Origin of the sequence: Fertoeibacter niger (genome assembly GCF_009380135.2) — a bacterium.
Lineage (GTDB): Bacteria > Pseudomonadota > Alphaproteobacteria > Rhodobacterales > Rhodobacteraceae > Fertoeibacter > Fertoeibacter niger.
Window position 1 is genome coordinate 81,403 of record NZ_WHUT02000006.1, and the last position, 26,106, is coordinate 107,508.

At 64.4% G+C, this 26,106-nt stretch carries 26 protein-coding genes; 16 read left to right on the forward strand and 10 right to left on the reverse strand.

The annotated features are described in order from the left end of the window. The first annotated feature begins 48 nt into the window (after window positions 1–48). The 4 genes from GEU84_RS11320 to GEU84_RS11335 all read left to right on the forward strand — a co-directional run bounded on the left by GEU84_RS11320 (window position 49) and on the right by GEU84_RS11335 (window position 4,335). Window positions 49–696: a (2Fe-2S)-binding protein gene (locus tag GEU84_RS11320; RefSeq protein WP_338144787.1), complete on the forward strand. Its 648-nt coding sequence runs from the start codon at window positions 49–51 to the stop codon at window positions 694–696. A gap of 4 nt (window positions 697–700) precedes the next feature. Further along, window positions 701–1,696: an FAD binding domain-containing protein gene (locus tag GEU84_RS11325; protein WP_152825440.1), complete on the forward strand. Its 996-nt coding sequence runs from the start codon at window positions 701–703 to the stop codon at window positions 1,694–1,696. Further along, a complete protein-coding gene (locus GEU84_RS11330; RefSeq protein ID WP_152825441.1) occupies window positions 1,693–3,867 on the forward strand; it encodes a xanthine dehydrogenase family protein molybdopterin-binding subunit in 2,175 nt (724 codons plus the stop codon). The genes GEU84_RS11325 and GEU84_RS11330 overlap by 4 nt, the downstream gene beginning before the upstream one ends. A gap of 63 nt (window positions 3,868–3,930) precedes the next feature. Then, window positions 3,931–4,335: a hypothetical protein gene (locus tag GEU84_RS11335; RefSeq protein ID WP_152825444.1), complete on the forward strand. Its 405-nt coding sequence runs from the start codon at window positions 3,931–3,933 to the stop codon at window positions 4,333–4,335. Window positions 4,336–4,424: 89 nt separating this feature from the next. Here GEU84_RS11335 and GEU84_RS11340 read toward each other — a convergent pair whose 3' ends face one another. After that, window positions 4,425–5,324, reverse strand: a complete 900-nt coding sequence (locus GEU84_RS11340) for a LysR family transcriptional regulator (RefSeq protein WP_152825446.1) — start codon at window positions 5,322–5,324, stop codon at window positions 4,425–4,427. Window positions 5,325–5,337: 13 nt separating this feature from the next. Here GEU84_RS11340 and bla point away from each other — a divergent pair, with 13 nt between their 5' ends. The 5 genes from bla (at window position 5,338) to GEU84_RS11365 (ending at window position 11,143) form a co-directional block, all read left to right on the forward strand. Then, window positions 5,338–6,393 (forward strand): class A beta-lactamase, encoded by a 1,056-nt coding sequence (gene bla / locus GEU84_RS11345; protein ID WP_338144788.1) that lies wholly within the window; start codon window positions 5,338–5,340, stop codon window positions 6,391–6,393. Between the two features lie 6 nt (window positions 6,394–6,399). After that, window positions 6,400–7,443: an AraC family transcriptional regulator gene (locus GEU84_RS11350; protein ID WP_217438555.1), complete on the forward strand. Its 1,044-nt coding sequence runs from the start codon at window positions 6,400–6,402 to the stop codon at window positions 7,441–7,443. 245 nt (window positions 7,444–7,688) lie between these two features. Beyond that, on the forward strand, window positions 7,689–7,991 hold the full coding sequence (locus GEU84_RS11355) for a hypothetical protein (protein ID WP_152825448.1): 303 nt from the start codon (window positions 7,689–7,691) through the stop codon (window positions 7,989–7,991). 223 nt (window positions 7,992–8,214) lie between these two features. Further along, window positions 8,215–8,841: a TetR/AcrR family transcriptional regulator gene (locus GEU84_RS11360; RefSeq protein WP_217438556.1), complete on the forward strand. Its 627-nt coding sequence runs from the start codon at window positions 8,215–8,217 to the stop codon at window positions 8,839–8,841. 238 nt (window positions 8,842–9,079) lie between these two features. After that, window positions 9,080–11,143 (forward strand): prolyl oligopeptidase family serine peptidase, encoded by a 2,064-nt coding sequence (locus tag GEU84_RS11365; protein ID WP_152825452.1) that lies wholly within the window; start codon window positions 9,080–9,082, stop codon window positions 11,141–11,143. A gap of 199 nt (window positions 11,144–11,342) precedes the next feature. On the opposite strand, the gene GEU84_RS11370 is transcribed toward GEU84_RS11365, so the two are convergent. Together GEU84_RS11370 and GEU84_RS11375 are read right to left on the reverse strand one after the other, a co-directional pair. Next, window positions 11,343–12,158, reverse strand: coding sequence for an MBL fold metallo-hydrolase (locus GEU84_RS11370; protein WP_152825455.1), 816 nt, complete (start codon window positions 12,156–12,158; stop codon window positions 11,343–11,345). 90 nt (window positions 12,159–12,248) lie between these two features. Then, window positions 12,249–13,166 (reverse strand): AraC family transcriptional regulator, encoded by a 918-nt coding sequence (locus tag GEU84_RS11375; protein WP_152825458.1) that lies wholly within the window; start codon window positions 13,164–13,166, stop codon window positions 12,249–12,251. A gap of 345 nt (window positions 13,167–13,511) precedes the next feature. On the opposite strand from GEU84_RS11375, the gene GEU84_RS11380 reads away from it, so the two are divergent. Continuing rightward, entirely contained in the window at window positions 13,512–14,615 is a 1,104-nt protein-coding gene (locus GEU84_RS11380; RefSeq protein ID WP_152825461.1) for a Gfo/Idh/MocA family protein, read from the forward strand. A gap of 84 nt (window positions 14,616–14,699) precedes the next feature. After that, window positions 14,700–15,698 carry an aldo/keto reductase gene (locus tag GEU84_RS11385; RefSeq protein WP_152825464.1) on the forward strand — a complete coding sequence of 333 codons (999 nt, stop codon included), beginning with the start codon at window positions 14,700–14,702 and terminating at the stop codon, window positions 15,696–15,698. 119 nt (window positions 15,699–15,817) lie between these two features. Here GEU84_RS11385 and GEU84_RS11390 read toward each other — a convergent pair whose 3' ends face one another. After that, the gene (locus GEU84_RS11390; protein ID WP_152825466.1) at window positions 15,818–16,435 is read right to left on the reverse strand and encodes an FMN-dependent NADH-azoreductase; all 618 of its coding nucleotides are present in this window, start codon (window positions 16,433–16,435) and stop codon (window positions 15,818–15,820) included. A gap of 295 nt (window positions 16,436–16,730) precedes the next feature. On the opposite strand from GEU84_RS11390, the gene GEU84_RS11395 reads away from it, so the two are divergent. Further along, complete coding sequence (locus tag GEU84_RS11395) at window positions 16,731–17,636, forward strand: LysR family transcriptional regulator (RefSeq protein WP_152825468.1); 906 nt, start codon at window positions 16,731–16,733, stop codon at window positions 17,634–17,636. Between the two features lie 78 nt (window positions 17,637–17,714). On the opposite strand, the gene GEU84_RS11400 is transcribed toward GEU84_RS11395, so the two are convergent. The 6 genes from GEU84_RS11400 to GEU84_RS11425 all read right to left on the reverse strand — a co-directional run bounded on the left by GEU84_RS11400 (window position 17,715) and on the right by GEU84_RS11425 (window position 21,884). Continuing rightward, window positions 17,715–18,287 (reverse strand): nuclear transport factor 2 family protein, encoded by a 573-nt coding sequence (locus GEU84_RS11400; protein WP_217438557.1) that lies wholly within the window; start codon window positions 18,285–18,287, stop codon window positions 17,715–17,717. Window positions 18,288–18,402: 115 nt separating this feature from the next. After that, window positions 18,403–18,948: a Cif family virulence factor gene (locus tag GEU84_RS11405; RefSeq protein ID WP_152825470.1), complete on the reverse strand. Its 546-nt coding sequence runs from the start codon at window positions 18,946–18,948 to the stop codon at window positions 18,403–18,405. A 121-nt stretch (window positions 18,949–19,069) separates the two neighbouring features. After that, window positions 19,070–19,507 (reverse strand): Atu4866 domain-containing protein, encoded by a 438-nt coding sequence (locus GEU84_RS21110; RefSeq protein ID WP_152825474.1) that lies wholly within the window; start codon window positions 19,505–19,507, stop codon window positions 19,070–19,072. A gap of 38 nt (window positions 19,508–19,545) precedes the next feature. After that, window positions 19,546–20,070: an ester cyclase gene (locus GEU84_RS11415; protein WP_174539804.1), complete on the reverse strand. Its 525-nt coding sequence runs from the start codon at window positions 20,068–20,070 to the stop codon at window positions 19,546–19,548. Between the two features lie 108 nt (window positions 20,071–20,178). Further along, a complete protein-coding gene (locus GEU84_RS11420; RefSeq protein ID WP_152825479.1) occupies window positions 20,179–21,276 on the reverse strand; it encodes an aldo/keto reductase in 1,098 nt (365 codons plus the stop codon). Window positions 21,277–21,482: 206 nt separating this feature from the next. Next, window positions 21,483–21,884 (reverse strand): RidA family protein, encoded by a 402-nt coding sequence (locus GEU84_RS11425; RefSeq protein ID WP_152825481.1) that lies wholly within the window; start codon window positions 21,882–21,884, stop codon window positions 21,483–21,485. Window positions 21,885–22,008: 124 nt separating this feature from the next. Here GEU84_RS11425 and GEU84_RS11430 point away from each other — a divergent pair, with 124 nt between their 5' ends. The 4 genes from GEU84_RS11430 to GEU84_RS11445 all read left to right on the forward strand — a co-directional run bounded on the left by GEU84_RS11430 (window position 22,009) and on the right by GEU84_RS11445 (window position 26,104). After that, on the forward strand, window positions 22,009–22,632 hold the full coding sequence (locus GEU84_RS11430; RefSeq protein WP_241427658.1) for a TetR/AcrR family transcriptional regulator: 624 nt from the start codon (window positions 22,009–22,011) through the stop codon (window positions 22,630–22,632). Window positions 22,633–22,745: 113 nt separating this feature from the next. Beyond that, on the forward strand, window positions 22,746–23,489 hold the full coding sequence (locus GEU84_RS11435; protein ID WP_241427659.1) for a response regulator transcription factor: 744 nt from the start codon (window positions 22,746–22,748) through the stop codon (window positions 23,487–23,489). Beyond that, window positions 23,486–24,847, forward strand: a complete 1,362-nt coding sequence (locus GEU84_RS11440) for a sensor histidine kinase (protein WP_152825484.1) — start codon at window positions 23,486–23,488, stop codon at window positions 24,845–24,847. The genes GEU84_RS11435 and GEU84_RS11440 overlap by 4 nt, the downstream gene beginning before the upstream one ends. Before the next feature lie 255 nt (window positions 24,848–25,102). Continuing rightward, window positions 25,103–26,104: an efflux RND transporter periplasmic adaptor subunit gene (locus GEU84_RS11445; protein ID WP_174539806.1), complete on the forward strand. Its 1,002-nt coding sequence runs from the start codon at window positions 25,103–25,105 to the stop codon at window positions 26,102–26,104. Window positions 26,105–26,106: the final 2 nt, after the last annotated feature.

The window sequence follows — 26,106 nt, forward strand, 5'->3', positions numbered from 1 at the left end:
CGCCGCATCGACCCAACCCAACACCCATCTCTTTGACAGGAGCCGGCCATGCATGACGACCAGACGAGAGTTTCGACATCCCACGCAACCTTATGTCAGCCTCAGGGCATGCTTCATGTAAACCGTCGGGAAGCGATCGGCGTCGGTCTGACAGCCGCAGGGATGGTTGCCTTGCCACCTTTGTCAGATCAGACGGCTCAGGCCCAGATCCCCGCTGCCAGCGGGGCCACCATGCCCATCCGCTTCACCGTGAACGGGAACGAGGTGCAGATCGTCGTCGATCCGCGCAGTTCGTTGCTGGATGTCCTGCGAGAGACCTTGCACCTGACCGGTGCCAAGAAGGGTTGCGATCACGGCCAGTGCGGGGCCTGCACGGTCCACGTCGGCGGGCGTGCGGTTGCCTCTTGCCTGACGATGGCAACGAAAGCGGACGGCCACGAGGTTCTGACGATCGAGGGCATCAGTGCGGACGGCCTTCACCCGATGCAGCAGGCCTTCATCGATCACGACGCCCTGCAATGCGGCTACTGCACCCCCGGGCAGATCATGGCGGCGATTGCCTGCGTTCAGGAAGGCAATGCCACGTCGGTGGAGCGTATCCGCGAGCGGATGAGCGGAAACATCTGCCGGTGCGGCGCATATGTGGGGATCGTCGCTGCAATTCAGGACGCCGCACGCAAGATGGAAGAGGTGTAAGACCATGCAACCCTTCACATATTCCAAAGCCGCGACATCGGATGACGTGATCGCGGCACTGACGGGCGAAGGCGTGCAGCTGATCGCCGGTGGCACGACACTGTTCGATCTGATGAAGCTTGGCATCGAACAGCCGCGCAGGATCGTCGATGTCAGCGGCATCGGTGGTCTGGACGAGGTGACGCTTGGTCCGAATGAACTGGTCTTTGGCGCGCTTGCCAGCATGACCGATGTTGCTTCAAGCCCGGCCTTGCAGGAAAACTATCCCGTTCTGGCAGAATCCTTGCTGAAGGCGGCATCGCAGCAATTGCGCAACATGGCGACGGTGGGGGGAAACCTGCTGCAACGCACGCGCTGCAACTATTTCCGCAACGGGGCGATGTATGCCTGCAACAAGCGCAACCCTGGCAGCGGCTGCGCGGCGTTGGGGGGCGTGGATCGCGGCCATGCCCTGTTGGGCGGCAGCGAGGCCTGCATCGCGGTCTACCCCGGTGACTGGGCGGTCGCGCTGACCGCCCTGAACGCATCCGTCGATACGCAAAGCCCGCGCGGCCTGCGGTCCATCCCGCTGGCCGATCTGTATAGGTTGCCCGGACAGACGCCGGATCGCGACACCGAACTGGCGGCCGACGAGATGATCCTGCGGATCCGCGTGCCTGCGGCGTCCTATGGCCGGGCCTCGACCTACCACAAGATCAGGGACCGCGAGTCCTATGCCTTTGCGCTTGTGTCGGCCGCCGTGATGCTTGACCTCGATGGCGACCGGGTTCGTGCCGCGCATATCGCGCTGGGCGGTGTTGCGACGCGGCCGTGGCGCGCGCCGCAAGCCGAGGCGCTGCTGACCGGTCAGACGCTGACCCCGGCGCGGGCACTGGACGCCGGTCGCGCGGCCTTTGAGGGCGCGACTGCCGGACACCACAACGCCTTCAAGATCGAACTCGGCGCGCGGGCGGTTGCCGACGCCTTGATGATCGCACAGCAGCGGAGCACAGGCCAATGACCACGCATACCTTCCCCGACCGCGCACGCGTCGATGCCTTGGACAAGGTTCGCGGCGCCACGCAATATGCCGCCGATGTGGCGGTGGACCGCATGACCCATGCGATGACGGTTCCGTCCGAAATCGTGAAAGGGCGGCTCGTGTCTGTCGACGTGCAGGCCGCGCGTGCCATTCCGGGCGTGCTGCGCGTGCTGACCTATCAGGATTTTCAGGATGTTGCCGAAGCGGTGCTGGGTGCTGTCGGCCCTTACAGCTTTCGCACCTACCATGCCATGCTGTCGGATCGGCTGATCTATCGCGGCGAGCCGATTGCGCTGGTGGTTGCAGAAACGCTTGAAATCGCCATCGAGGCAGCGGCGCTTGTGACCGCCACCTACGCCCCCGATGCGTTTTCGCCGAACATTGATGCCGAGGGCACAGAGGTTTTCGTGCCCGAGGGCAGCATCAGCTTCGGCGACTTCGATCAGGCATTCGACAGCGCCGCCGTCACGATTGAGGCCGAATACAACCATGCGGCACAGCACCAGAACCCGATGGAGCTGATCTCGACCACCGCTGATTTTCGGGGTGGGCATCTTTACATCCACGAAGGCTCGCAATCCTCGGGGGCCATCAAGTTCGGCGTGGCCTTGTCGCTGGGGCTGGACCCGGAGCGTGTTCACGTGATGAGCCCCACTGTCGGCGGCGGTTTCGGCCAGAAGAATTCGATGCAGCAGCAGACGGTGCTGGTCGCCCGCGCCGCCATGCTGATCGGACGCCCGGTGAAACTGGTTTTGCCGCGGGGGCAGATCTTTCACATGGCAACCTATCGCCCGGTCAGCCGGCACCGGATCAGGCTGGGGCTTGATGCGGCGGGCAAGATCGTCGCGGCCTCCTATGACGGGCAACAGCAGAACTCTCGCGCCGAGACGTTTCGGGGCGCCTTCAGCGAAACCGCCGCGCGCATCTATGCCATTGCGAACTACCGGTCGAGCGAACAGTTGATCCGCACCGACACGCAATCACCGGGGTTCATGCGCGCGCCCTTCGAGCATCCGGCGTCGTTCGCGTTTGAAAGTGCCATCGACGAGTTGGCCCATGCGGCGGGCCTCGATCCGGTGGCGTTGAGGCTGGCCAATCAGGCCGAAACCGACCCGGTGACGGGCCTGCCGTTCACGTCCCGCCATCTGGTTGAATGTCTGACCGAAGGCGCACGGCGGTTTGGATGGGACGACCGATCCCCTGCCATCGGGTCGATGCAGGACGCGGACGGATTGTTGATCGGCTACGGCGTGGGTGTGGGGTGCTACAAGGCGGCAACCTCGCCGGTCATCGCCCGCCTGCGGGTCAGCGCGGATGGCAGAAGCCGGATCAGCCTTTCGGGGCACGAAATGGGGCAGGGCATGCGCAACGTCATTGTCGCAGCCCTTGTCGCGCGCCTGGACATTGATCCGCAGCAGCTTGAGGTTATTATCGGCGAACCTGACGGCGCGCCGCAGCATGTGACGGCGGGGTCATGGGGCACGGCCAGCGTCGTTCCGGCGGTCGAGGCTGTTGCCGACGAATGGCGCCGCAAACTGGATGATCTGCGGGATGGCCGCAGCGTGGCAGGGAACGTGCATCAGGTTCTGTTCCGCCTGAAACGCCCCTACATTGATGCAGAGGTGCAGGTTCTCGCACCGGGGCAGCCCGTGGCCGTGATGGACCGCCTGCGCCAGTCCTTGCCATCGGCCGTTGGCCCCCAGTATCCCGAATTCGTCGGCCTCAGCTTCAGCGCGCATTTCGTGGAAGTGCGGGTCGAACCTTCGACGCGGCGCATCCGGGTTTCGCGCGTCGTAAGCGTGATCGACTGCGGCACGGTCATGAGCCCGCGAACCGCCGAAAGCCAGGTCTACGGCGGTGTGATCTGGGGGATCGCGGCCGCCCTGCGCGAAATCAGCGAACAGGATCCCCGCTATGGCGGCGTGTTGAACAACGACCTTGCGGATTATGTCGTGCCCGTCAATGCCGACATCGGGGCGATCGACGTCAGCTTTGTCAACAAGCCGGATCCCTTGCTGAATGCGGCGGGGGTCAAGGGGCTGGGAGAGGTCGCCATGGTCGGGGTGGCCGCTGCCATCGCCAATGCCGTCCATCACGCCACGGGAAAACGCATCCGCAGCTTGCCGATCCGGATCGAGGATGTGCTTTAGATGGCTGTCTATCTAGCCGATCCACGCGGGTTGATCGCGTCCCCGACAGCCAGGCAGTAGGGGGTGGCAAGCCAGCTTGTCCGGCCCCTGCGACTGGCCACGGACCTTGCGCTGTTCGCCCATGCGATCTGCCATTTCGGCCACTACGCCTTCGGGCTGGTGTCTTTGGTGGCGAAGGACACGGCGAGCGGCGTTCTGATCGATCCGTTGAGGGCGCCAGCCGACCATCTGCGCCTTGACGGGGCGTTCGGGATGCAGGCGGGTGTCGGCCTGCACAGGGTCTTTCGGCGCAGGCACGTGTTGCCGATGTGGCTTCGCGCGGCGGCGCATGCCATGCCGGGGCGGCTGGTTCCGGCTCTGTTGATCCGGCAGGTTGTAGAGGTGTCTTTGAGGGCGACGCCTTGCGATCCGCGCTCAGCTACGACGCCGTGCTGCCAAGCTTCTGGCTGCGCGGCCCGGACGGGTTGATGTGGGAACTTGCGCCCTGGGTTCCCGGCTGCATCAGCGCGATCGGACAAGAACAATGGCCGGACAGCGGGGGGTGCCTGATGTTCGGTTCAGCCGCCCCGGTTCCACACCTGCTGTCCGGCAGAGGCCGCGCAAAGCCACTTGGCAAAATCGGCCATCGCGGGCGTCGATGGCCGGTCCGCTTGCCAGGTCAGGAAGTAGCTTCCTATCGAAACCGTGGTCTTGAACGGCTGCACCAGCCTGCCCTCGGCGATCCGGCGCGCGAACATCTCGACCGGCAGCAACGCCACGCCTGCGCCGTCCGAAGCGACATCCGCAAGGGCAAGCGACGAATCGAACACCGGTCCGGTCAGGGGCGGACAAAAAACGCCTGTCTCGGCGAACCAGCGTGGCCACTCGTCGCTGCGGTAGCTGCGCAGCAGCACCTCACGACCAAGATTGCGGGGCACGGCAAGAAACTCGGCGACGGATGGCGCACACAGCGGCGTCAGATGCGCATTCACCAGCAGTTCGGCCGCAACGCCGGTCCAGTTGCCCGCACCATACCGGATCGCCATGTCCAGACCTTCCCGCAGGATGTCGACGCGGTTGTTGTTGGTCGAGATGCGAAGGTCGATTTCGGGATGGGACTGCCGGAACGCTGGCAATTTCGGCAACAGCCAACCGACGGCAAAGGTCGAGACGACACCGACCTTCAGCACCTCGATATGGCGGTGGCCGGTGATCCGGTCCAGCGCCCGCGCCATCGCGTCGAACCCGTGCTCCAGCACCGGATAAAGCGCGCGACCCTCGTCGGTTGGCACCAGACCGCTGGACGTGCGCAAAAACAGCGTGATGCCAAGCCGGTCCTCCAGCCGTGCCACCTGATGACTGACGGCGGCCTGAGTGACCCGCAACTCGATGGCCGCGCGGGTAAAACTGCCTTGGCGGAAGGCGGCCTCGAATACGCGCAGGCCGTTCAGGGGGATGTCGGGGCGATCCATGTGCATTACTCCAGCTTATGTGGGTGGTGATATTTTGTCGTTTGAGGTCGGTAAAGTGCGTCGCTATGGGTGCGCCATGACATCAAGTGATGTCGTGCCCAGTTCAACGTCGGCCAGACCCGGCTGGAATCCGCCGATCCGTTGCGCGTTTCCACGGGGCTTTCTGCCCGGCACAAACAAGGATGGACTCATGAAATCCCAATTCTGGTCCCGGCAGCGGTTGGCTGCCGGGTTTGCCATCGGCCTGTTCGCAGGCACCGGCGCCCTTGCGGCGGAAGCCGAATCGCAACTGATGCAGACGGTCGACAGCATTGAACAATCCCTGAACGTCCGGGTCGGTCTTGTGGTCCGTGACAGCGCCTCGGATTGGGCGATCAGCCACCGGGCGGATGAACGGTTCCTGATGACCAGCACGTTCAAAGCGATGCTGTGCGGCGCGGTTCTGGACAGGGTCGACGATGGCGCGCTCGATCTTGGCGAAACGATAAAGATCGAAGCGGAGGCGATCCTTGACTATGCGCCGGTGACGGAAGGCAGGGTAGGCGACACGATGACCGTTGCCGACCTGTGCCTTGCGGCGCTCGACATGAGCGACAACACCGCCACGAACCTGCTGATCGACCGGCTGGGCGGACCGCAAAGTGTCACGGATTTCCTGCGCAAGATCGGCGACCCTGTCAGCCGGCTTGACCGCCGCGAGCCGGAGCTGAACACCTTTGCCGTGGGCGACCTGCGTGACACAACGACGCCCGACGCGATGGTTGCGACGTGGCAAGCGATGCTGACCGGGGATGCCCTGTCGTCGACCTCGCGCGCGCAACTTGTCGACTGGATGAGCGCCGGCGGCGTCACCGGCGCCTTGATCCGGGCCAGCACGCCGGACGGCTGGCAGGTCGCCGACCGGTCGGGCAGCGGCAACTTCAACCGCAACATCGTGGCGATGGTGAAGCCGCCCGGCCGGGCCCCCTATTTCATCGCGATCTTCCTGTCGGATGCCGAACTTGATTTCGAAACCCGCAATGCCGCCGTGATAGATCTGTCCAGGGCGGTGATGGACGTCGTGACGCGCAGATGACACCAGATGGCCGCGCCGCGCAGGCGCGGCCGCCTTTCTTTGCAGGACGAAGGCAGCGCGTCGGCTTTCATCCAGATCAGGGACTGCCCCGAAATTCCCCGTTTGAAGGATGCACCCATGTCAGAAGAGATTGCAGACAAAGTCGCCAGCTTGACCGACATCATCAGCCGCCACGTGCCAGAGGACGGGCTGCACCCCAGCGCCTTGCCGGGTGTCCAACTGGCGCGCGCCTCGGCGCCGACCTTGCCCATGCCCGTCGTCTATCAGCCGACCCTTTGCATGATCGCCCAGGGTCGCAAGCGCGTGGTGTTGGGCGGCAAGGACATTCTTTACGACCCGGCCAGCTTTCTGGTCGCATCGGTGGACCTGCCCATCATGGGATCGGTCGTCACGGCGACAGCGGACGAGCCCTATCTCAGCTTGCAGATCGCGCTTGACCCGGAAGTGCTGAGCGACCTCGTGCTGAAGTTTCCAAGCCTCGACGACGCCGACGCACCGGTGGAGGAGGGTCTGCAACTGCACACGACATCTCCTGCGCTGTTTGATGCGACGCATCGTCTTGTCGCGCTTCTGGATACGCCCGACGACATCGAGGCGCTGGCACCGCTGATCATGCGCGAAATCCTGTATCGTCTGATGACCGACAAAAGCAGCGGCCCGACCATCCGCCAGATGGCCCGCGACGGCAGCCGTCTCAATCAGATTTCCCGGGCGATCCTGTGGATCAGAACCCAGTTTCACGAGGCCTGCCCGATTGACGACGCGGCCGAGATTGCAGGCATGAGCCGGTCAAGCTTTCACGCCCATTTCAAGGCGATCACCTCGATGACGCCAATCGAATTCCGGACCCGGCTAAGGCTGCAAGAGGCGCAGCGCCTGATGGTGGGCAAGGCACTGGATGCTGCCAGTGCAGGCTTTCGCGTGGGGTATGAAAGCCCGTCGCAGTTCAGCCGCGACTACGCGAGGATCTTCGGCATGCCACCCGCCCGCCACGCAAGCCAGCTGCGCGACAAGATCGTCGCCAGAAATGACATGGCGATGACCGGCTGAAGGGCGCGGAATCTACCGGCCTGCAGGGCGATGGCTGGCCCTGCTTGAACAAGGGACACTTCCCGCCTGTTTTGGCCCCGTGGCCGTGCCGGGTGGATGACCCAACGTCATTGTCCGTTTCTGCACTTGATCGCCGTGTCACTTAGTGACATTTACTGTGGCACTAAGTGACACACTAAGTGGCGTAGCGACTCAGATCACACATCGGACCCCACTAGCCACCCACTCGAACAGGACGACCAACCATGACCAACCTCACTCCACGATCAGTTTTCACCAAGTTGCGCACATATGGCGGCGCAGGCGCCGTCGTCGCGGCCCTTGGCGGCTGCGTCTCGCCAGGGCAGCAGACAGTTGCAAACACCCAGCAGGACCAGGGCGTCTGCAGCGCGATGGGGGCAAATTATGGGTCGCCCGCACATACCCAATGCATGCTGCAGCAACAACAGCGCCGTGACCAAGAGCAACTGCTGTTGCTGGAACAGGCACGGATCGCCCAGGAGACGGCGCGCCTCGCCCAGGAGATGCGGGAAAACCGCGAAAACTGATCCCCACGCCACGCGGCATCCCATGGCGCATTTGCTTTGATCCCCCCGCACCGGAAAGGAAATGGCGACAATGCACATCGCGTCACAGCGCTTCGGCGGGATTGACAGCTTTGTCGTGCCATTCCCTTTCGCGGCGCGGGCAAGAACCTTTGCCATCGGACCGGCAGTTGATCTTGCCAATCCGCCGCTTACCTGCGCGGTTTGGGTCAGACGCACCGCAGACATGGAGGCAGCCATCGACGAATCGAGATTGGAAGAGGCGCGGCTTGCCGTTTCCCGTCATGCGGCGCGGCTTTTCTGGATGAAGGGTTTCGATGCGACCAGTGGCGATGACATCGCCGCGGCGGCTGGCATATCCAAGCGCACGGTCTGGCGGTATTTCCGGTCGAAAGAAGCCTGCGTGGAACCCGTGCTGACGGTCGGAGAGCTGCGTTTCGTGGCGTTGCTGCGCGAATGGCCAAGGGGGCTTGGCCTCGAGACCTATCTGGGGCGCGTGATGGCGACATTTGCCTCGGACGCCGACAACATCAACGATGCCATCACCGCCGTGCGCATCCTGTCCATCCTGCACAGGGAACCTGCCTTGCGTTCGGCGTGGCTGATGGCCTGCCATCAGGCAGAACAACAGCTGATCGAGGTCATCGCCGCGCGGTCGCGGCGTGCGCCAGACAGTTTCGACGTCAGGTTGTGTGCCGCAGCCATCACCGCGGCCATCCGTCTGGTCGACGAAGAGATCAGCGTCGCCGTCATCCATGAGGGCCTGCGGATGGACCTTGATCAGACGACTGCCCGGATCGCCGCGGCCATCCGGGCGGCCAGCACCCTGCCCATCTGCGACCCCATCGCTTAAAAGGCGCGGCCTGCGCCACCGGCGCCCGCGCTTCAGCCTGGCCCGAGGCCAGCACGGCACAGGAGAGACCAACGTGACACGCAACAGACCCCGGCCAGCCGGGACGGCAAACGGCTGCGCGGCGCATAGCCGCCCGCCCGTCCGCCCCGCGCACAAAGGGATAGCCCTTCGCACATCCGCACTGACACTGTTCCTGCTACTGGCCACCGGCCCAGTGAACGCCAATGAGGAGACGCCCATGACCTATCCGGACACGAGGCAAGACGCCATCGTCGAAGACCACTTCGGTGTGACGGTCCCCGATCCGTTTCGCTGGCTGGAGAATGACCCACGGCAGGACACCGAGGTGGCAACATGGATCGAGGCACAGAATGCGGCATCCGCGCCGTATTTGGCGGCACTGGATGGGCGGGACGTGTTTCGCGACCGGCTTACCGCGCATTTCAACCATGAAACGGCCTTGCCGCCCGCAAAGCGCAACGGCAAATACTTCTTCATCCGCAATTCCGGCATGGACGATCAGCCGCGCCTTATCCTGCGCGACGGTGTGGATGGACCCGACCGCGTGCTGATCGACCCCAACACCTGGTCCGCAGATGGCACGACGGCGCTTGCGGAATGGGCGCCTTCCAGCGACGGCGGGCACGTGGCCTATGCCGTGCAGGTCGGTGGCACGGACTGGCGCACCATCCGCGTGATGGATACGGCAACCAGCACGATACTGGATGATGAGATCGAATGGGCCCGGTTCACAAACATCGCCTGGGCGGCCGATGGTGCGGGCTTTTACTACTCGCGGTTTCCCGAACCGGCGGCAGATGCCGGGTTTGATGCGCCGATAGACGGGCATGCCATTTATTTTCACCGGCTGGGCACGCCACAGGCCGAGGATCGTCTGATCCATGCGCCCACCCCCGGTTTGCCATTGCTCCATACCGTCGATGTCACGTCGGACGGGCGTTACATCATCATCTACACATCCGCCCTGACCGGCGGAGCCCAGGTGACGGTCATCGACACAAATGACGCCGACCTGTCGCCCGTGACGCTTGTCGAAAGCTACGATGACAGCTGGGTGTTGCTGGGCAATATCGGCCCGCACATGATCTGGGCCACCCAGAAGGACGCGCCGCGCGGCAAGGTCGTGACGATCAATCTCGACGCCGCCGCGCCGCAGTTCACCGACCTGATCGCCGAAAAGCCCGATGCCGTGCTGCGTGAAGGCTCGGCCATCGTCGCTGGCGACCGGATCGTTCTGTCCTACATGGTGGATGCCCAGTCGCGGGTTGAACGTTACACGCTGGACGGCACATTCGAAGGGCTGGTCGACCTTCCCGGTCCGGGCACAACGGGGGCATTTCAGGGCCAGCCGGGCGACGACGAGGCGTTCTTTGCCTTCACCAGCTATGACGCGCCGCTGACCATCCACCGACTTGAGGTGGGGGCGAACCGCAGCTCGGTCTGGGCCGCGCCAAATGTGGACATTGATCTGGACCGGATCATTGTCGAGCCGCATATCTACACCTCGAAGGATGGCGCGCGCGTGCCGCTTTTTGTGATGCGCCGCAAGGATGTGACTGGCCCTGCACCGACCATGCTTTATGCCTATGGCGGCTTTGCGATCAGCATCGTGCCGCATTATTCGCCGGCGGCCATCGCCTGGGTCGAACAGGGTGGCGTCTATGCCGTGGCCAACATCCGCGGTGGCGGGGAATATGGCAGCGCCTGGCATCATGGCGGCCGGCGGGCTGACAAGCAGAACAGCTTTGACGATTTCATCGCGGCTGGCGAGTATCTGAAGGCGTCAGGCATCACCTCGGCGGACGGACTTGCGATCCACGGCGAATCCAACGGCGGCCTGCTGGTGGGTGCCGTCGTCAACCAGAGGCCGGATCTTTTCGCGGCGGCGCTGCCGGGTGTGGGCGTGCTGGACATGCTGCGGTTTGAACGCTTTACCAGCGGCAGCATGTGGGTGCAGGAATTCGGTGATCCCAAGGTCGAAGCCGACTTTCAGACCCTTCACGCCTATTCGCCGCTGCACACGATCCGGGACGGTGCCAGCTATCCCGCGATCCTTGCGACGACCGCTGACACCGACAACCGCGTCGTGCCGTCACATTCGTTCAAGTATGTGGCCGCGCTGCAATCTGCCGACCTTGGGCCGCACCCGCATCTGCTGCGCGTCGAAACCCGGGCCGGTCACGGCGCAGGCAAGCCGATGCGAATGGTGGTGGACGAGTTTGCCGATCGCTGGGCCTTTGCCGCAAGGTGGACGGGGCTGAAGGTCAGCATGCCGGACTGAGGCTACAGCCGCCCACCATGCCGATCCGTGCGGGTTAGGGCGTGGCGGGCAGCAGGCCCTGCACCAGCTTGACAGCGGTGTGACGCGTCCCGACCCTTTGGGATTGGGGCGCGGTTTTTTGCGGGTTGACCGGCGCTGGCCGCATCCTCCCCCCGAGGCAAAGCGGGGTTTGGCGGGCCGACGCGCCACACCGCAGCAGTCAGCGCGTGATTTCTGGCAGCACCACGGTGGTTTCGGGCGCGGCGTGCGTCATTGCCTGTTCGAACGCGTCGCGGGTGGCCCTGCTGTTGTATTGATAGATATAGACACTGGCGGGCCGGAACGCCGCCACCGCCGCCGCCGCCTCGTCCGGCCCCAGGGCATAGGGCGGATAGAGCGGCAGAAAGGCCACAAAGACATCTTCCAGCGCCAGCATTTCGGGAACGGCATCGGTCGATCCGGCGAAATACAGCCGCCTGTCATCGACCGTCACCACATAGCCGTTGCCACGGCCCTGCGGATGCCAGACCTGCGCCGGGCCGCGCAACCCATAGGCCGCGACCGCCGAGACGCCGATCTCCCCCAGATCGACATGCTGACCGTTGCCAAGAACCACGGCCCTGCCCGCAAGGCTTTCCGGCAGCAGATCCCTCACAAAGGGCGGGACCACGATGATGGTTTCCGGCTGAAGCAACTGTTGCAGAGTCGCCGCATCGTAGTGTTCCGCATGTTCGTGCGACACCAGGATCAGGTCGGGGGGCGGATGGGCGGCATAGCGTTCGGCCCCGCCGGTCGGATCGGTGTAGATGACGGTGCCCGCAGCTTGCACGACCACGCTCATCTGCCGCACCTGCGCGACGCTGATCTCGGCGCTTCCGCCCGGAAACGTGCTGACCGCCCCCGAAACGGTCTGCGCCACAGCGCCCGACGTGCCAGCAATCAAGGCCACGCCCAGCCCCGCGGCGCAAAGCCAAGCCGCAGGGTGCGGCCAGCCCCGGCGCGCCTCCTTTTCAAGAATTCGGCGGTCAGAAGTCATTGATCCTCTCCAGTGCTCGCAGGCAAAAGCGATGCGGCCAAAGGCGGCGCATCTGGGTATTTATTGGGTCAGGCCCGGGTGCAGGGGTGTTCAGGCCGTTGCGGATTGACGCACGGCAACCGGCCTTGGCTGCAGGGTGGCGCGCAGGGTTGCGGCATCATCGCTGGGTGTCAGGTTGAACAGGCGGCGATAGTCGCGGTTGAACTGCGACACGCTTTCATAGCCCACATCAAAGGCGACCGCCGCGATGGTATTGGCGCTGGTCAGGCCGCGCCGTGCCTCTTGCAGGCGGACGCGCTTTTGAAACTGGACGGGCGACATCGAGGTGACGGCCTTGAAATGCCGAAAGAAACTCGGGACGCTCATGTTGGCCTGCGCCGCGAGGTCCGGGATGCACAGGCTGGCTGCATAGTTTTCGCGGATCCACGCCGTTGTCCGCGCGATCCGCGTGGCATGGCCGTTGGCAAAAGCAAGCTGGCCCAGCAGCGGGCCATGCTCGGTGTGCAGCAACCGCCAGATGATTTCCCGCCGGATCAGGGGCGCCATCACGGGAATGTCGCGCGGCCGGTCGATCAGCGACACCAACCGGATCAGGGGGTCGATCAGATCGGGGTCCAGCGGATACTTGCCCGCGATCCGGCTTTCATCGACCTTGGGCCGGACCTCCGATTGTTCCCGCAACAGATCGGCGACGACAGAGGGGTCAATGTCGAAGTGGATGGCAAGGTAGGGTGCTGCCGGGCTGGCTTCGGTCACCTGCGATGTCACCGGCACGTCCGCGGCGCACAGCAACGAGTCGCCCGCGCCATAGTGAAACCGGGTTTCTCCGACCAGCATCTCTTTCACCCCCCGCGCCACCAGCCCGAACGACGGTTGATAGATCGAATGGCCGACCTCTGACGGAAGGTCGGTCCGGCCGACTTTCAGGCCCTCGATCGGTGTTACGTAATCATAGCGCGCATAGCGCTCGATCACTGTCAAAAGGTCAGTGAAGGTCGGTTTTGCCATAGCTGAAAGCCCTGCATTTCTTGATCTTTTGCGCAAGCACCCGGCGGTCTTGCGCCGTCGCGCCCCGCCCCGCCCGGCTGGGTGGCCAGATGATCCGCCCCTGCGCCTGCGCCCAGTCCACCAGATTACCGCGACCGTGACTATGCAGTTTCTATCAGCAGCGCGCCCGATCGGCTCAAAACTGCGCGAGGGGGGCAGGGCAGATCCGGCGACCTTCGCCACGAGTGAGAGGATCGGGCCACCCTCTGATAGATCCTGCGTAACCCCGGCTGTCACCCTGGTCCTATGTTCCGGAAACGCCACCCACATGGCGTCACTGCGCAACCATTTAAGAAGGCAACGAACATGGCGAACAATCAGATCAGGGTCGGAATCATCGGTGCGGACACACAGGCCAGTTGGGCAGGGGCATCGCATATTCCTGCCTTGCAGGCCCAGCCCGCGTTCAGGCTGGCCGCAGTTGCCACCCGTCGCGAGGAAAGTGCCAAGGCCGCGGCAGAGGTGTTCAACGCGGACCGCTGGTTTGCCGACCCCTATGCGATGATCGCGGATGACCGCATCGATCTGGTCACGGTCGCGGTCAAGGTGCCGGCGCACCGCGATCTGGTGATGGCGGCGCTGCGGGCCGGCAAGGCGGTGTACAGCGAGGCGCCGCTGGGGGCCACTTTGGCCGAAACGCAGGAGATGGCCGATGCGGCCGGGTCGCTGCATACCGCCATCGGGTTGCAGGGGCGGCACAATCCGTCGGTCAGGCGTGCGGCGGAACTTGTGGCGTCGGGCAAACTCGGGCGGCTGATGTCGGCACGGGTTGGCGCCACGACTTTCGGATATGGCCCGCAATCGCCCAAGGCCTATGACTACTTCAACAAGGCCGCGTCTGGCGCCAGCTTCATGACCATCACGACCGGCCATGTGCTGGATGTGATCGAGGCCGTGATGGGCCGCATCGTCGAGGTTGACGCGCGCACCCAGACCCTGTGGCCCGAGATCGAGATCGTCGATACCGGCGAGACGTCGCTGCGCGACATTGCGGACCATGTCGATCTGATCGCCCGCACCAGCAGCGGCGCGCCCGTTTCCGTGCAGGTTCTGGCCGGTGTGCCCGCCGATCAGGCGCTCTTCACCTTCACCCTGCGCGGGTCGGAAGGTTGGCTGCGACTGGAGGGCAATCATCTGGCCGGGGTGCAGGTCGGTGCCCTGACGCTGACCGCCAACGTGGATTTCGCAGCACCCGACGCGCCGGTGGCGACCGGAAAGGGCCCGACCGCCGCCGATTTCTGGACCGGTGCCGCGATCAACGTGGGCGAGGTCTATGCCTCGCTGGCGCGCGACATCGCAAACGGGACCTTCACGACACCGGGCTTTGCGCATGCGCTGCACAACAGCCGCCTTGTCGCGGCCGTGGAACAGGCCGCCCAAACCGGCGCGCGGCAGGTGGTGGCCGATTAGACCCATCGGCCGCGCCCGCTTCACGGCATGGGCGCGGCCCTCAACGCGGGGGAAAATCCCCATCGGAACACAAGGAGAGACACAATGCGGATGCGGAAACTTGGCAAAAGCGGGTTGTTCGTGTCAGAGCTATGCTTTGGCGCGATGACCTTTGGCGGCACAGATGGCATCTGGGGCCAGGTCGGACGGCTGGGGCAGGACGAGGCCGACGCGCTGGTCAAGGCGGCGGTCGAGGCCGGGATCAACTTTTTCGACACGGCCAATGTCTATGCGACCGGGCGCAGCGAAGAGATCCTGGGCCAGTCCTTTCGGAACCTCGGCCTTTTGCGCGACGACATCGTCCTGGCCACCAAGGTCGGGTCGGGCATGGGGCCGGGGCCGCTGCAACGCGGGGCGTCGCGCCGTCATGTGATGGCAGAGTGCCATGCCAGCCTGCGGCGGCTTGGCGTGGACCATATCGACCTTTACCAGATCCACGCTTTCGATCCCGCCACGCCCATCGAAGAAACGCTGCAGGCTTTGGACAGCCTCGTGCGATCCGGGGACGTCCGCTATGTCGGGGTGTCCAACTGGGCCGCCTGGCAGATCATGAAGGCCATCGGCATCGCAGCCGCGAAGGATCTGGCGCCGATTACGTCGCTTCAGGCCTATTACTCGCTGGTCGGACGTGACGCGGAACGCGAACTGATCCCGCTCTTGCAGTCAGAGCAGGTCGGCCTGATGGTCTGGAGCCCGCTTGCAGGGGGCTATCTGACGGGAAAGTATTCTGGCGGCGGTGATGGCGCGGGTGGCCGTCAGACGGAACTCGACTTTCCCCCGATCGACCGGGTTCGTGGCGAGCGGCTGATCGAGGTGCTGAGGTCCGTGGCCGCAAAGCACGACAGCAGCCCCGGCCAGATCGCAATCGCCTGGCTGTTGCAACAGCGTGCCGTGTCAACGGTCCTTCTCGGGGCCAAACGGGTCGAGCAACTGCGCGAGAACGTCCGTTCGGTCGACATTGCGCTGGACGCCGAGGATATGCGGGTGCTCGACAGCGTCAGCCGACTTCCTGCCGAGTATCCGGGCTGGCTTCTGGGGGCCTGACGTCAAAAGCCCCGGACGATGGGGCGCTGCGATGGACCCCACCAAGACAGCCGTGTGCGTCTTGGTGGGGCTCGTCCCTATCGGGGCGCAGCGTCTAGACTTGCATCAGCGCAGGGCGATCACGCCTCGACCACCTGTGTCAGCCGGTCGGCATGGCCGTCGACGAACGCCTGCATCGTCGTGGCCCCCAGATCCACGGCCTTTGCACCTTCGCCGTGGATGATCTCCACATCGGTGATGCCGATCACTTGCAGGATCAGCTTCATGTAATTGGGGGCGATGTTTCGGTTGGCAATCGGCGAGCCCGGGCCGTAAACGCCGCCGGACGCGATGACGACCGTGGCCTTCTTGCCGGTCAGCAGGCCCTGACCATCGGCGCCAAGGGTGATGCCCTTGCGCACGATCATGTCAACCCACGCCTTCAGGCTGGACGGGATGTTGTAGTTGTAGACGGGGGTCGAAATCACCAGCCTGTCCGCGTCAAGCAGTTCCCGCACCAACAGATCGGACAGCGCGAGTTGCGCCGCCATCTCGGGTGTCTGCGCGTGGGGGGGCGTGAAATAGGCGGCCAGCCACGGCATCGTGGCGTGCGGCAGATCGGTGGATGCAAGATCGCGGGTGACGATCTGGCCGTGCGGATTGGCGTCCCGCCACCCTGCGACAAGGCGGGCCGTCATGTTGCGCGAAATCGAGCTTTTGCCGCGCGGGCTGGTTTCTATGAGGAGGAGTTTTGTCATTTTGATACTCTGGGTTGCAAGGGTTGTCGGCTGAAACGAACCGGATCGTTCCGCCTTGGAGGGGGCTTTTCTGTTCCGGCACGGCGCAAAGAACGCGCTTCAATCGGGGCTGAGGCTGGGTTGGCCCGCCGACAGGCCGGGTGCCTTATACGGATGCTCTGGTCGAACCCCGTGCAGGGTTGATGGGCGGAAGGTTCGTGATGGGTGATCGTTGCATGCCGCCAAGATAGCCTCTGGCGATCTTCTGAAAAAGCGATGTAAAAGTGATCGTCTTTATCGGTTTGAGCGATGGATCATGATCGGAAACCTTAGCCTCGACCAACTGCGCATCCTGGTGACGATCGCGGATCTGGGCAGCTTTTCTGCCGCCGGGCGCAGGCTTGGGCGGGCGCAATCTGCGATCAGCCAATCGATTGCGACCCTGGAAGACATGCAGGGGGTCACGCTGTTCGACCGCAGCGGCCATCGCCCGGCCCTGACATCGACCGGGCGGGTTCTGGTGGCGCAGGCCCGTGCCGTGCTGTCCAGCGCCGCGCGGTTCGAGGCGGTGGCCGCAGGAACGCGCGACGGACTGGAGCCGGAACTGGCGCTGGCCATCGATCCGCTTGTCCCCTCGGCGCCGCTGATCCACAGCCTGCGCGCCTTGCACGCGCGTTGGCCGCAGTTGCCGATCAGCTTTTCGACCGAAGGCCTTGGCGGCGCCCTGCGTCGGTTGCGCAGTGGTGATGTTTCGCTGGCGATCGGCCTGCTTTTGCCCACGGTCCCCGACGATGTCTGCGCAACGCCCTTGATCCGGACCGAGATGGTGCCGGTCGCGGCCAAAGGGCATGCTCTGGCCGCAGAGAACAGGCTGCTGGAACGCAGCGATCTGGAACAGCACGTGCAACTGGTTCTTGCCGATCCGGTTGACCGGGATGCCGCGAGTTACGGTCTGACGGGGATGGCACAGTGGCGGTTTGTCGATCTTGCGCGGCGGATGGACTTTCTGCTGGCCGGGTTTGGCTGGTGCAGGATGCCCCTGCATCTGATCGCCGACAGTCTGGCGTCGGGCGCGTTGGTCAGGCTGCAACTTTCAGACGATGTCCGCGGGCCGGATACACCACTGACCACCTATGCCGCCCACCTGTGGGATCGTGTGCCGGGGCCTGCGGGCCGCTGGTTGCTGGAAGACTTCAGGCGGCGGCTGGGCGAGGGGTCATAGGCACGATGGCGGCCCCGGCGCCACGCAAGAAGGCGGCACCTGTGGGTGCCGCCTTGCAAGGTCTTGGCCTTCCGCGGATCAGTCTGCGCGCAGTTCGTTGTTTTCCACGACGTTCTGGTAGGCGATCAGGTCCAGAAACGCCTCGGCCTCGACAACGACGCCGTCTTCCATGCGGAAGATCCACACGAACTGATTCTCATAGGGCGCACCGGATGTCGTGGTGGCGGTTCCGTCGAAGCGGATGATCACGCGGTCTTCTACGGCCCAGATGTGATGAACCTCGGGAACGATGGGCGTTGCAAGCCGGTTCACCAGCGGAAGCGACGCATCCTCCAGAAAGGACTGCCGGCCGATGTAGGTGCCAGCCACCGGGCCAGAGCCGGGGATGGTCCAGGCCACATCTTCAGAGAGGATGTCGAAAACGCTGCCGGTCTGGGCGGCCCATGCGTCGAACGCGCCGCGGACAACCGCCGTGTTGCTTGTTTCCGTCGCTGCTGCGTCACTGGCGGCCAGAACGGGCGCAGCCGCGAACAGGTGAGATGCGGCAACCACGGGGAGGAGGAGGGTGTGCAGTGCTTGTTTCATGATAACCTCTTTCAGTTTCTGAAGGATCGGCCCCGGCGCCACCGCAGCGCCGATGCCATGCTGCATGGATCATTCCCTTTGAAGGACGATCCTCTTCCCGCCCCACGCACGCGCGGCGGCGGATTCATCAACCAGGTCTGTCGGGACCGCGGGCAAGGTGGGGGCACCTTGCCGGTGCCGCTCAGTCCGTTGTCGCTGGCTGCAAGAACTCTGCGATGTCTTCGACGGTCGCCTCGCGGGCAGAGTTGTGTTCGTGGCGAATGACCCATCGGCCGTCGGTCGCGCACTCCCACCCCAGTTGCGAGCGGTCGAAGATGGCTGTCAAAGTGCCGTCCGGCGCTTCGAGTTGTGCGACAAATTCCAGCGTGGTGGACGCAACGCGGTCGCCGACGATGGCCTGCACCGGATCGGAAATTCCGTGCAGGGCCGAAAGCATCGCGTTGAACGGTCCTTCCCACATCGCGCCGTATTCTGCCGGGGTCCGCATGGTTGCCTGTCCCGGCGCGAGGTCGTCGTAGTAGACACCCGGGCTGTCCAGTTCGTAGTAGCGTCCCAGCTTCTCGGCGAAGACAAAGGTCGGGTCGCCGCGGCGTTTTTCCCAGCCTTCGAGTATCCAGGTTTCATGCAGCGCCGATGGCGAGTTTGCGCCCTCATCCGGGCACATCTGCTGCGCCGAGGCGGGCAGAGCGGTCGCAAGTGCGAGAAACACAAGAGAGGTGCGATACATGTCGTGTTCCTTTCAGGTGGTTAAGCTGTTGCGGGAAGGGTTCGGTCGCGTCTGGCCGGGCGTTGCGCGCGGCCAGATAGTTGCGCGGGGTGGCATTCGCCCGATTTCGGGCCGCCGCCTGTCACTGGCCAGATTGCTCGCGGTACATGATCATCCCGCCGTGATGCAGCGTGTTCATGTCCACGAACTCGCCGTCTGCGGTAAAGCCGCTGTCGTCCCAGTAGAAGATGCTTGTGCCGGTGATTTCGTAGCGGCCGACATAGGCACTGGCGCGCCTGCCCCGGGCTTCGTCATAGCGCCCGTTCGGCAAGAGTTCCTGCCGGATGCGCCCGTCTCCTGTAACCCACATGCCGACATAGGGATGCGGCTCGGTTGCGTTTTCAGCGTGCTGCGACTGCATGGTATCCTCGGTCTGGTTCACGAGCGTCGGGGGGATCGGTTTCACGCAGATCTCTGCGCGCTGTTCGGCAGCCTGCTGCGGCCCGGGCAACCCGCAGGCTGCCGTGGCACCGTGCGCGCCCGCTGCGGTGGCGATGATGGTGGCAAAGATGGTGAACATTCTGTCTTCCTTTCCTGTGTGTGGGGGGGCAGGGCGGGCTATGCCTTGCTTGGCGAAACGCCGGTGGTCGGCAGGGCCCGGTGGCGCAGGGTCACATCGACGCCGAGCTGTTTCAGCACGACGAGGCTGTCATACTGCGCCCATTCCTCGACGAGGGTTCCGTCCGGGCCGTAGCGGAACACGTTGTTGATCCTGTAGGTGACAGGACCGCCCGTCGGTTGCAGTGTGCCGATTGGCGATGCCGTGAACGGCCTGACGAACACGCCCGAGAAGGTCGAACGCGCCGCGAGGTAATCGCCGCCATCTGAAAGGATCTGCTGCCGCGTCACGGCAAAGTCGTCAAAGGCGGCGCGGCACGCCGCGAAATAGCCCCACAGATGCTCGCGTGTCAGCGCGGGTTCTTCCGGCCCGTGGAAACGGAAGTCGGGATGGAAGAACTGCTCCATGGCGGCGTTGTTCTCGCGGGCGATCCCGATCTCGCCGATCCAGATGAGCGCCCGCACGCGCGCCGGCAGCCCGGGATCGTCTGCCCGCAGGCTTCGTTCGGTGATGGTGTCTGACATGGCCTCGTTCTTTCTCATGTGTCGGGTGTTCAACCTGTTCAGGCTGTCAGTCGCCTCGCCCTGCGCCCGCGCGCCCAAGCCAGGACACGCGGTGCGCAGCGGCCCGTGTCACGCGGTCATCCGGTCCGGTGAACGGGCGTCCCGCGCCGTGATCGACGCGCCCCCGGTGATGAGTTGCCGCACCATCGGACGCGCGGTGAAACGGGCGGGAAAGACCGGGGCAGGGGCGCTTGCCTGATCCAGACGGGCCATCTGCGCGTCGGTCAGCGCCACCTCCAGCGCGCCGAAGTTGTCTTCGGCCTGCGCCAGCGTCCGCGCGCCCATGACCGGCGAGGCGACGGCGGGGTGCCGCAGGGTCCATGCCAGCGCCACCTGTGCGCGGCTTGCGCCGGTTTCCTCGGCAATCTGGCCGACCACATCGGCGATGACCAAGGCGCGTTCGTTCAGATGGCCGGTCGAGGCGATGATGCCTTTGCGTTCACTGGACACCTGCGCATCATTCGCGTCCGAAAGGTCGTCGCGGGTATACTTGCCGGTCAGGATGCCGCCGCCCAGTGGCGACCACGGCAGCACCCCCAGACCCATCGCCTGTGCCATGGGCATCAGGTCATGTTCTACCGTGCGTTCGACCAGAGAGTATTCGATCTGCAGGGCGACAAAGGGCGACCAGCCCCGCAGGTCGGCCAAGGTCTGCATCTGGGCGATCCGCCACGCCGGCGTGTTGCAGATGCCGAGGTAAAGCACCTTCCCGGCGCCGATCAGATCGTCCAGCGCGCGCATGATTTCTTCGGGTGTCGTGGTGAAATCCCAGGCGTGGACGTACAGCAGGTCGATGCGGTCGGTGTTCAACTGACGCAGGCTCGCCTCCACCGACCGCACAAGGTTCAGCCGGTGGTTGCCGCCCGAATTTGGATTGCCCGGATCGCGCGCCATCGTGAACTTCGTCGCGAGCACCATGCGCTCGCGCTTGTCGGCTATCAGACGGCCAAGGATGCGTTCTGACGAGCCGCCGGTGTAGTTGACCGCCGTGTCGACGAAGTTGCCGCCGCGATCCACATAGGCGGCAAGGATGCGCGCGGCTTCTGCCTCGTCCGCGCCCCAACCCCAGTCGGTGCCGAACGTCATGGTGCCCAGCGAAAGCGGTGAAACCCGCAGCCCGGATCGACCGAGCAAGCGGTAGTCATCAAGAGAGATGGTTCCTGACATGATAGAGCCCTGTTCCATGCGAAGGTGTCGCGGTTCACAGGCTCAATCTGGATGCTAAGGGTGCCGGGGCGGTAGAAACATCGTCCGGAAGTCTTGCATGATCCTCCAGAGCTTGGCCGCCCGACCGGCATCGCCGAGGCCCTTGGCTATCGGGGCCGATGCGCGGGCAGTCATGGGACCGCCCGCGTTGCTGGTTGCCCGGTGGGTCAGGTCTGCGCAGGCGCCCTTGCTATGACCTTGATTTCGAAGTCGAAACCAGACAGCCAGTTCACCCCGACAGCCGTCCAGTTCGGGTAAGGGGCACTGGGAAATACGTCCTTCTTCACGTCCATGACGGTGGCGAACTGCTGTTCTGGGTCGGTGTGGAAGGTGGTGACATCGACAATGTCATCCATGCTGCAACCTGCCGCCCTCAGCACGGCATCGAGATTTTCGAAGGCGAGTTGCACCTGTTTGCGGAAGTCCGGCTCTGCTGACCCGTCGTCGCGGCTGCCGACCTGGCCCGAGATGAACACCAGATCGCCCGCCCTGACTGCGGCCGAATAGCCGTGCGCCTCATACAGGGCATGGCGGTTGGCGGGGAAGATCGTTTCGTTTTTCAGCGGCATCTTGTGCCCTTTCCATTGACCGATGGTGTGATGTGGCGCTTTCATATACGCTACGTATGTGACCTATGGACATACGCCGCGTATGTCAACTGGCATACGTTGCGTATGCGACTGGAGGACAAAGATGGCACCCAACATCAGAACCGCGATGATGGAGGAAACACGGGCGAAACTGATTGCGGCAGGGCGCAAGGCCTTTGCCGAAAAGGGTTTTGCGGGGGCCTACATGGACGACTTCACGGCAGAGGCCGGCCTGACGCGCGGCGCGCTTTATCACAACTTCGGCGACAAGCGCGGTTTGCTGGCGGCGGTGGTGGACGAGATCGATTCCGCGATGGCCGCACAGGCGCAGTTGGCGGGCCAGCGGGCGGGCGGGGGATGGGCGGGGCTGCTGGCGGAAGGGGCGGCCTACATCGAGATGGCGCTGCAACCGGACGTGCAGCGGATCGTGCTGCTGGATGGCCCGTCCGTGCTAGGCGATCCGTCGCAATGGCCCAGCCAGAACCGCTGCCTTCAGGCGACCATCGCAACCTTGCAAGACCTCGCGAGCGAGGGTTTGATAAAGCCCGTGGACATCGAGGCACTGGCCCGGCTTCTGAACGGCATGGCCCTGAACGCGGCGCTGTGGGTGGCCGCCAGCGACGATCCGGCGGCAACATTGCGCAAGGCGATCGCCGCGTTTGAATGTCTGGCCTCTGGTGTCCTTGTGGCGTCCGAAGCCGGGCCGCCCCCCGCGCCCGCCACGTGATCGACCAATGCCGCCCCCGTCTCGCGATCTGGGGCGACCACAGGGTGAGGCATCCGATGTTCCTTTCCGATCACGGTCCGCGCGCGTTGTCCGTGGTGCGGGATGACCGCCCGATGCGCCTTGCCCTGTCGACCTTGCCGCAATCCTCGCGCAATGTTCGCGCGGTAAACCTTCCGTCCGGAGGCGTCATGCGTATTCTGCTTGTCGAGGATGAACCCAGTCTGGGTGAAATGCTGACCACCGGACTTTCCCGCCAGGGGTTCGTTGTCGATCTTGCGCCCACACTCGGCATCGCGAAAGAGGCAGCCCTAGGCGTGGATTATGATGCCATCATTCTGGATCGCACCCTGCCGGATGGCGACGGGCTGACGCTGCTTGCTGAAATCCGCAAGCGCGGCATGCATTGCCCGGTGATCGTGCTGTCGGCACTTGGCAATTCGCGGCAAAAGATCGAAGGGCTCGACAAGGGCGCGGATGACTATCTGGCCAAGCCGTTTTCCCTTGATGAGCTATTGGCACGGTTGCGGGCCATTGCACGCCGCCCGGCTGCGGTGGAACCGGACAGGATTGCGCTGGGCGGGCTGGTCTTTGACGTCGGTCATCGCACGGCCCTGATCGGCGAGACACCGCTGGACCTGCCCCGACGCGAGCTGCTGGTACTCGAGACGCTGATCCTTCGCGCAGGGCGCGTCGTGCCGCGTGACGTGCTGGAACAGGCGGTCTTTGGCTATGACGACGATATCGCGTCCAATACCCTCGATTCCCACATCTCGCGGCTCAGGCGCAAGATCGAGTCGGCCGGTCTTGAAATCCATGCCTTGCGCGGCATCGGTTATCTTCTGAGGCCAACCGAATGAAGCGGGGTCACAGCTCGCTCATTTCGCGGCTGTCGCGGCGGCTGATCCTGTTGCAGGTTCTGGCGCTGACGCTGGTGGTGGTGATCGTGGCCATTCCCGAACCCGACCGGCGCGGCATCTATGAACTGGACGAAGCCGTTCTGGCCAAGATTGCCGAAAATCTGCAGGCGGACGGCGCGCGTCTTTATCTATCGCCAGGTTCAGCTTTTCTGGCCGAGATGAGCGCAACGCCCGGCTTTTGGTTCATGGTCGGCGATAGCGCGGGACGGCGGGTGGAATACGGCCCGATCCCGCAGGGTGTTCACGCACTTTTCAGCGATGTGGGCGCGGTGGTCGACGTCGAGGCCTATTGGGAACCCGGCCGGCCTGACAGCGGCATGATCGGGGCCCGCCAGTCCAGCGCGGTGGGGCCCGTGTCGATCCTGACCGGGGGCGGACCCACGCTCAGCCCGGTGATCGGGCGGCTGAAAGACATCAATCCCTATTACCTGACGGTTCTTGCGGTCGTCACGACGGTTGTGGCACTGGGTATCCCGTGGCTGCTGCGCCGGGATCTTGAAGGCGTGTCGCGCGTGGCGGAAGAGGCCGCGCGCATCGACATCAACCAGCCGGGAACCCGCCTGACCGAATCCAACGTGCCGCCGGAACTGCAGGCGATGGTCGGGGCGATGAATGCCGCCCTCTCGCGCTTTGACGAGGGGCTTGAGCGGCGAAAGCGGTTTCTGGCCACCGCCGCCCATGAACTGCGCACGCCGGTTGCAATTCTCATGTTGCGGATCGAGCAGTTGCCCGAAGGGCCCGAAAAACGGCGGCTGACGCTGGATGTCGCGCGGCTATCCGCGCTTGCGAACCAGTTGCTGGATCTTGAAAGGTTGGACGATGACACATCCGTCCATCACTGGCTTGATCTGGCCGATCTGGTGCGCGAGGCGGTGACAGAAATCGCGCCGCTGGCCATCGCCACGCGCGCCGACCTGTCGCTTGATGTGCCGCAGCAGCCGGTGGGTATTCTGGGGGACCGGCAGGCGATCCAGCGCGTCGTCATCAATCTGGTGCAGAACGCCATTGCCCATGGGGGGGATGGCGTGTCGATTGAGGTTGATGTGCGCGCTCCGGCCACGGTCGTTGTTTCCGACAGCGGCCCCGGCATCGCGGTTGCGGACCGCGTGCAGATTTTCGAGCCGTTCTTTCGCCGTTCCGAAGCCCGCGGCTCGGGGCTTGGGCTGCATCTGGTGCAGCAGATCGTCAATCGGCACGGTGGCAGCATCGCCGTGGGCGACTCGGCCGATGGTGGTGCCGAATTCGTGCTTCGCTTTCCGCTGGCGGACAGGGACGCCGCAGCACAGCAGATGGTCTGAGGTTTTCTGCGAACGCTGCCAACTGCGCAATGTTGGCACAAGGTTCGGGCAGCAAAAGGCTGGCATCAGATCAGCCAAACCGGACGTTTCGCCATGTTGCCCGCCGACACGCACACCAACCTTGCCACAGCCCCGAAGTTTCGACGTCGCGGGACCTATTCTGCGCTGACCGTCGTTGCGCTGGCTGCGGCAGTCATCTTGGCCTACCCGGCGGGCCCTCAGGTCACCTTGATGCCGCCTGCCCTTGCCGGGCAAATGCCGCTGCCGAAGATGCTTGATCCCGCCGAACTGTTTCGCGTCGCGCCGACGGACCTGCGGGAAACCATTGCTTTGTCCGGCGAGGTCAGGCCGCTGCGCCGTGTCACCCTCTCGGCCGAAGTGGGTGGTGTCGCGGCAGAGGTCAGCCCGCAACCCGGCGAGCAGGTTCTGGCCGGCGCGACACTTCTGACGATCAGGCGTGGCGATCTGCAACTGGCGTTGCAGGGGGAAGAGGCGGCAATGGCCCGACTGGTTGCCGAGCGGCGCCATGCGGCCATGGCGCTGGAGCGGACGGCGCGCCTTGCCGAACGCGGCGCAACCGCGCCCGCCGCGCTTGAACAGGCACAAGGCGCTGTCGCCATGTTGAACGCCCAGATCGCCGCCGCGCAAAGCCGCATTGTTCAGGCCAAAGCCAATCTGGCGCGCGCGCAAGTCGTGGCCCCTTACGACGCGCACATCATCAGCCGCTGGGTCGAGCCGGGGCAACTGGTCAATCCGGGCGATGCGCTGTTCGAACTTGCCGATCTTTCCGTGGTTTCCGTCATGGCGCTGGTTCCCATCGCGCAGGCGGGCAGTCTTCGTGCGGGGCTTCGGGCCGAATTCTGGTTTGCTGAAAATCCGTCCGTCAGGATACCGGCGCGCCTTGTCCGGATCGGGGCCGAGACGGCACCGGGAACGCGGGCCGTGCCGGTCTGGTTCGAGATCGACAATCGGACCCATGCCTTGCCCGGCGGCAGCTTTCTGATCGGAGAGGTTGTTTCGCGGCAGGAAGCCCAAGGTGTCGCCGTGCCGCGCACGGCGCTGCGACCCGAGGGCGGCACGGCCAATGTGCTCGCCATCCGCGAGGGTGTCGCGGTTCTGGTTCCGGTGGAACCGGGGGCCGATTGGCCCGGAGATATGGTCGCGGTCAAAGGCGGGCTGGCCGCTGGCGACATCATCACCCGTTTGCCGCTGTTGAACCTCGCGCCGGGTGATCCTGTGCGGGTCGTTGGGGAATGAAC

Coding starts and splice junctions, on each gene's coding strand:
- GEU84_RS11320 (WP_338144787.1), top strand. CDS start 49: ATGCATGACGACCAGACGAGAGTTTCGACATCCCACGCAACCTTATGT.
- GEU84_RS11325 (WP_152825440.1), top strand. CDS start 701: ATGCAACCCTTCACATATTCCAAAGCCGCGACATCGGATGACGTGATC.
- GEU84_RS11330 (WP_152825441.1), top strand. CDS start 1,693: ATGACCACGCATACCTTCCCCGACCGCGCACGCGTCGATGCCTTGGAC.
- GEU84_RS11340 (WP_152825446.1), bottom strand. CDS start 5,324: ATGCACATGGATCGCCCCGACATCCCCCTGAACGGCCTGCGCGTATTC.
- GEU84_RS11350 (WP_217438555.1), top strand. CDS start 6,400: ATGGCCGCGCCGCGCAGGCGCGGCCGCCTTTCTTTGCAGGACGAAGGC.
- GEU84_RS11355 (WP_152825448.1), top strand. CDS start 7,689: ATGACCAACCTCACTCCACGATCAGTTTTCACCAAGTTGCGCACATAT.
- GEU84_RS11360 (WP_217438556.1), top strand. CDS start 8,215: ATGGAGGCAGCCATCGACGAATCGAGATTGGAAGAGGCGCGGCTTGCC.
- GEU84_RS11365 (WP_152825452.1), top strand. CDS start 9,080: ATGACCTATCCGGACACGAGGCAAGACGCCATCGTCGAAGACCACTTC.
- GEU84_RS11370 (WP_152825455.1), bottom strand. CDS start 12,158: ATGACTTCTGACCGCCGAATTCTTGAAAAGGAGGCGCGCCGGGGCTGG.
- GEU84_RS11375 (WP_152825458.1), bottom strand. CDS start 13,166: ATGGCAAAACCGACCTTCACTGACCTTTTGACAGTGATCGAGCGCTAT.
- GEU84_RS11380 (WP_152825461.1), top strand. CDS start 13,512: ATGGCGAACAATCAGATCAGGGTCGGAATCATCGGTGCGGACACACAG.
- GEU84_RS11385 (WP_152825464.1), top strand. CDS start 14,700: ATGCGGATGCGGAAACTTGGCAAAAGCGGGTTGTTCGTGTCAGAGCTA.
- GEU84_RS11390 (WP_152825466.1), bottom strand. CDS start 16,435: ATGACAAAACTCCTCCTCATAGAAACCAGCCCGCGCGGCAAAAGCTCG.
- GEU84_RS11395 (WP_152825468.1), top strand. CDS start 16,731: ATGATCGGAAACCTTAGCCTCGACCAACTGCGCATCCTGGTGACGATC.
- GEU84_RS11400 (WP_217438557.1), bottom strand. CDS start 18,287: ATGCAGCATGGCATCGGCGCTGCGGTGGCGCCGGGGCCGATCCTTCAG.
- GEU84_RS11405 (WP_152825470.1), bottom strand. CDS start 18,948: ATGTATCGCACCTCTCTTGTGTTTCTCGCACTTGCGACCGCTCTGCCC.
- GEU84_RS21110 (WP_152825474.1), bottom strand. CDS start 19,507: ATGTTCACCATCTTTGCCACCATCATCGCCACCGCAGCGGGCGCGCAC.
- GEU84_RS11415 (WP_174539804.1), bottom strand. CDS start 20,070: ATGTCAGACACCATCACCGAACGAAGCCTGCGGGCAGACGATCCCGGG.
- GEU84_RS11420 (WP_152825479.1), bottom strand. CDS start 21,276: ATGTCAGGAACCATCTCTCTTGATGACTACCGCTTGCTCGGTCGATCC.
- GEU84_RS11425 (WP_152825481.1), bottom strand. CDS start 21,884: ATGCCGCTGAAAAACGAAACGATCTTCCCCGCCAACCGCCATGCCCTG.
- GEU84_RS11430 (WP_241427658.1), top strand. CDS start 22,009: ATGGCACCCAACATCAGAACCGCGATGATGGAGGAAACACGGGCGAAA.
- GEU84_RS11435 (WP_241427659.1), top strand. CDS start 22,746: ATGCGCCTTGCCCTGTCGACCTTGCCGCAATCCTCGCGCAATGTTCGC.
- GEU84_RS11440 (WP_152825484.1), top strand. CDS start 23,486: ATGAAGCGGGGTCACAGCTCGCTCATTTCGCGGCTGTCGCGGCGGCTG.
- GEU84_RS11445 (WP_174539806.1), top strand. CDS start 25,103: ATGCCGCTGCCGAAGATGCTTGATCCCGCCGAACTGTTTCGCGTCGCG.